This is a genomic window from Paraburkholderia haematera, from assembly GCF_905220975.1.
GTDB classification, from domain to species: Bacteria; Pseudomonadota; Gammaproteobacteria; order Burkholderiales; family Burkholderiaceae; genus Paraburkholderia; species Paraburkholderia haematera.
Map to the genome: position 1 here is coordinate 1 of NZ_CAJNBK010000071.1, position 829 is coordinate 829.

An 829-nucleotide genomic window follows, 5' to 3' on the forward strand; every position below is an offset into this window, starting at 1 on the left:
TACGTGATTCCTGAACTGCTCGGCGGCGCCGACACGCTGATGATCGGCCGCGTGATGTGGGATGAATTCTTCAACGATATGGACTGGCCGATGGCATCCGCTGTCACTGTCGCGATGGTTCTGCTGCTGCTCGTGCCGATGGCCGTGTTCCAGTACTACCAGGTCAAGGAACTGGAGGGCGCAAAATGATCAAGCCAAATAGAACGCTTTCCAATAGCGTGCTGACGTTCGGGTTTCTGTTTCTGTATATCCCGATCATCAGCCTGGTGGTGTATTCGTTCAACGAGTCCAAGCTCGTGACGGTCTGGTCCGGCTTCTCGCTCAAGTGGTACGGCGCGCTGCTGCAGGACGGCGAACTGCTCAATGCCGCGTGGCTGTCGCTGAAGATCGGTCTGCTGACCGCGTTTGCATCCGTCGTAATCGGGACGTGGGCCGGGTTCGTGCTGGCCCGCTTCGGACGCTTTCGCGGCTTCACGCTGTTCGCCGGCATGATCAACGCGCCGCTCGTGATTCCTGAGGTGATCCAGGGCATCTCGCTGCTGCTGCTGTTCGTCGCGCTCGAACAGATGCTCGGCTGGCCGAAGGGCCGCGGGCTCTTCACGATCTGGATCGGCCACGTGATGCTGTGCGTGTCGTACGTGGCGATCATCGTGCAATCGCGGGTGAAGGAGCTCAACAAGTCGCTCGAAGAAGCCGCGCTCGATCTCGGCGCCACGCCCTTCAAGGTGTTCTTCCTGATCACGCTGCCGCTGATCTCGCAGGCGCTCATGTCCGGCTGGCTGCTGTCGTTCACGCTGTCTTTCGACGACCTCGTGCTGTCCGCGTTCCT

Annotated in this window: 1 protein-coding gene and 1 pseudogene; both read left to right on the forward strand. The window is 60.2% G+C overall.

The window, feature by feature from the left end; translation table 11 throughout:
• Positions 1 to 189, forward strand: a pseudogene (locus tag KHO23_RS34875) (putrescine ABC transporter permease PotH); the annotation flags it as partial.
• Positions 186 to 829: ABC transporter permease subunit (locus tag KHO23_RS34880; protein WP_211617544.1), on the forward strand; the 644-nt coding region annotated here is incomplete at its 3' end. The pseudogene KHO23_RS34875 and the gene KHO23_RS34880, both read left to right, overlap by 4 nt.